Origin of the sequence: Propylenella binzhouense (assembly GCF_009866965.1) — a bacterium.
Taxonomy (GTDB): Bacteria; Pseudomonadota; Alphaproteobacteria; order Rhizobiales; family Afifellaceae; genus Propylenella; species Propylenella binzhouense.
The window spans coordinates 1-3,332 of sequence record NZ_SPKJ01000183.1; the positions used below are offsets into that span (position 1 = coordinate 1).

The 3,332-nt window shown below is 68.4% G+C and carries 2 protein-coding genes; both read left to right on the forward strand.

The window, feature by feature from the left end:
- Positions 1-154: 154 nt before the first annotated feature.
- Positions 155-1,168 carry an amidohydrolase family protein gene (locus E4O86_RS22600; protein ID WP_161142795.1) on the forward strand — a complete coding sequence of 338 codons (1,014 nt, stop codon included), beginning with the start codon at positions 155-157 and terminating at the stop codon, positions 1,166-1,168.
- Between the two features lie 164 nt (positions 1,169-1,332).
- A complete protein-coding gene (locus E4O86_RS22605) occupies positions 1,333-3,180 on the forward strand; it encodes a phosphoenolpyruvate carboxykinase (GTP) (RefSeq protein WP_161142796.1) in 1,848 nt (615 codons plus the stop codon).
- Positions 3,181-3,332: the final 152 nt, after the last annotated feature.

Sequence of the window (3,332 nt, forward strand, 5' to 3'; positions counted from 1 at the left end):
CGGGCCGGGCCGGCCGCGCGCCGGATCGCCGCACCCGCCGCCGGTCGCGCCCCGGGCCCTGACCGGGTCCCGTCCCGCCGGTGACATCGGCTCCGCCTGACCTTTCCCGCTCTCCGTTCCCGCTCCGCTCCTCCCGACAAGGTAACGACCGATCATGCCCGACCGTCTCGCCAAGCTTCGTCCCGGCCCGCTCGACATCCATGCCCACATCGTTCCCCGGGCCTTCATGGACCGGCTCGCCTCCGGCGACCGTCCTGGCTTCGGGGTGGAGCTGCAGGACGGCCGGCGCCATCTCGTGATCGGCGGCAAGGCGATGAAGGCGCCGGTCCTGCCCGGCATGGATTCCATGGAGATCCGGTTCCGGACCATGGAGGAGATGGGCGTCGCCGCCCAGCTCGTCTCGCCCTGGATCGCGCTCGCCAACTACGCCCTTCCCGAGGCGGACGGCGTCTGGTTCGCCGAGGAGCTCAACCGCGCGATCGCGGATGCCGTCAGGGCGGAGCCGGACCGGCTGGTGGGGATCGGGTCGGTGCCCCTGCAGGCGCCCGGCAAGGCCGTCGAGATGATGCGCTGGCTGGTGCGGGACCTCGGCCTGCTCGGCGTCGAGATCAATACCAGCGTGAGCGACAAGGTCTTCCTCGACGATCCCTCGCTGGAACCGTTCTGGGCCGAGGCGGAGGCGCTCGGGGCCTTCGTCTCGATCCATCCCTCGCTCGGCGGCTCGAGCGGGCATTTCGCGCGCTATTATCTGAACAATCTCATCCACAATCCGCTCGAGACGACGGTCGCCGCGGCGCATCTCATCTTCGGCGGCGTCATGGAGCGCCATCCCGGGCTGAAGATCCTGCTCGTCCATGGCGGCGGTTTCCTGCAGTTCGACATCGGCCGGCTGAGGCGCGGCCGCCTCGTCCGCCCCGAGACGCAGGTCGCCATGCAGGGAAGCGTCGAGGACTCCGCGGCGCGCTTCTATTACGACACTGTGACGCACTCCGCGTCGCTGCTGCGCTATCTGGTCGGCGAGGCCGGCGCCGCCCGCGTCCTGCTCGGTTCGGACTATCCGTTCGACATGGCCGATCCGCTGCCGGTGGCGACGGTGAAGGAGGCCGCTCTCAGCTCCGCCGATGAGGCTTTGGTGCTCCGCGGTTCGGCAGAAAAGTTGTTGTCATAAGGCGGTTGTCTCTGCGCTCCTGACACCGTACTGAGCAGCAACCCCGCCCTGCGGACTGGACAGAAGCCGCGCCCACCTGCCAATGCTACGGCAGAGAGGATCGGCATTACGCGTCCGGCCTGCCGGAATTCGAAGTTCGTGAACGACATGGAGACGACCGCGCCATGACAGGGACGGCCTCAAATCCGACGACCAACAAGAAGCTCCTGGCATGGGTCCAGGAAATCGCGGCCAAGTGCCGGCCCGACCGGATCTACTGGTGCGACGGGTCGAAGGAGGAGTATGACCGCCTCTGCGAGGAGATGATCGCCGCCGGCACGCTCATCCGCCTCAATCCCGAGAAGCGGCCGAATTCGTTCCTGTGCCGGTCGGACCCGGACGACGTGGCGCGTGTCGAGGACCGCACCTTCATCTGCTCGGCCCGTCCCGAGGATGCGGGCCCCACCAACAACTGGGTGGACCCGGCCGAGATGCGCGCACGGCTCGACGGCCTGTTCGACGGCTGCATGCGCGGGCGCACCCTCTACGTCATGCCGTTCAGCATGGGCCCGCTCGGCTCCCCGATCTCCCATATCGGCGTGCAGCTCAGCGATTCCCCCTATGTCGTCGTCAGCATGCGCCTCATGACCCGCATGGGCAGCGCGGTGCTGGAGGAGCTCGGCGACGGCGATTTCGTTCCCTGTCTCCATTCCGTCGGCGCACCGCTCGAGCCCGGCCAGAAGGACGTCGTCTGGCCCTGCAACGCCGAGCACAAATACATCGTCCATTTCCAGGACGACCACTCGATCGCCTCGTTCGGCTCGGGCTACGGCGGCAACGCCCTCCTCGGCAAGAAGTGCTTCTCGCTCCGCATCGCCACGATGCTCGCGCGCGAGGAAGGCTGGCTCGCCGAGCACATGCTGATCGTCGGCGTCGAAAGCCCGGAAGGCGAGAAGACCTATGTCGCGGCGGCCTTCCCGTCGGCCTGCGGCAAGACCAACTTCTCGATGCTCATCCCGCCGGCGGGCTTCGAGGGCTGGAAGGTCCGCACCATCGGCGACGACATCGCCTGGATCAAGCCGCAGCCGGACGGCACGCTCCGCGCGATCAACCCGGAGGCGGGCTTCTTCGGCGTCGCGCCGGGCACCAACGTGAAGTCGAACCCGAACGCGATGAAGATGCTCGAGCACGACGTCATCTTCACGAATGTCGCGCTCACCGATGACGGCGACGTCTGGTGGGAGGGCATGACCAAGGAGCCGCCGGCGCATCTCATCGACTGGCAGGGCGATTCCTGGACGCCGGATTCCGGCCGCCCGGCGGCGCATCCGAACTCCCGATTCACGGCCGCCGCGGCGCAGTGCCCGACCATCGATCCCGATTGGGACAATCCGGAAGGCGTGCCGATCTCCGCCTTCATCTTCGGCGGGCGTCTGTCGCACACCTTCCCGCTGGTCTATCAGGCCTTCGACTGGAAGAACGGCGTCTACTGGGCGGCGACCATGGGCTCGGAGGCCACCGCCGCCGCCGTCGGCCAGGCGGCGATCCGGCGCGATCCCTTCGCCATGCTGCCGTTCTGCGGCTACAACATGGCCGATTACTGGGGCCACTGGCTCTCCTTCGAGGAGAAGCTCCCGAAGACGGTTCCGATCTTCCGGGTGAACTGGTTCCGCCGCGACGAGAACGGCCAGTTCATCTGGCCGGGCTTCGGCGAAAACATGCGCGTGCTGAAATGGATCGTCGACCGCGTCCGCGGACGGGGCAACGCGGCCACCACGCCGATCGGCTACGTGCCGCGCTACGAGGACTTCAACTGGAAGGGTCTCGACTTCCCGAAGGAGGATTTCCACCGCCTGACCTATGTCGATCGCGAGGCCTTCGAGGATGAGGCGCACGACCAGGCGGCCTTCTTCCACAAGTTCGGCGACCGGCTCCCGGCGGAGCTGGAGGCGCAGCGCCAGGCGCTGATCGGGCGGCTGGAGCCGGCCGCGTCCGCGACGCCGTCCACGGCGACCGCCGCGCAGGTCGGCTGAGCGCAGCCGCGGAAGACAGGGTTCGGGAGGGCCGGCCGCGCGCCGGCCCTTTTTGATTCCGGGCTGGGGCAGGAGGCTCGGGGCCGCGTCTTCAGGCTCCCGCCGCGCGGCGGGCCGGGGAGGGCGGACGGTCGCCGGGTGCCGTTACGGCC

Bases quoted from the DNA above. Each gene is read 5' to 3' on its own strand.
- E4O86_RS22600 (WP_161142795.1), top strand. From the start codon at position 155: ATGCCCGACCGTCTCGCCAAGCTTCGTCCCGGCCCGCTCGACATCCAT.
- E4O86_RS22605 (WP_161142796.1), top strand. From the start codon at position 1,333: ATGACAGGGACGGCCTCAAATCCGACGACCAACAAGAAGCTCCTGGCA.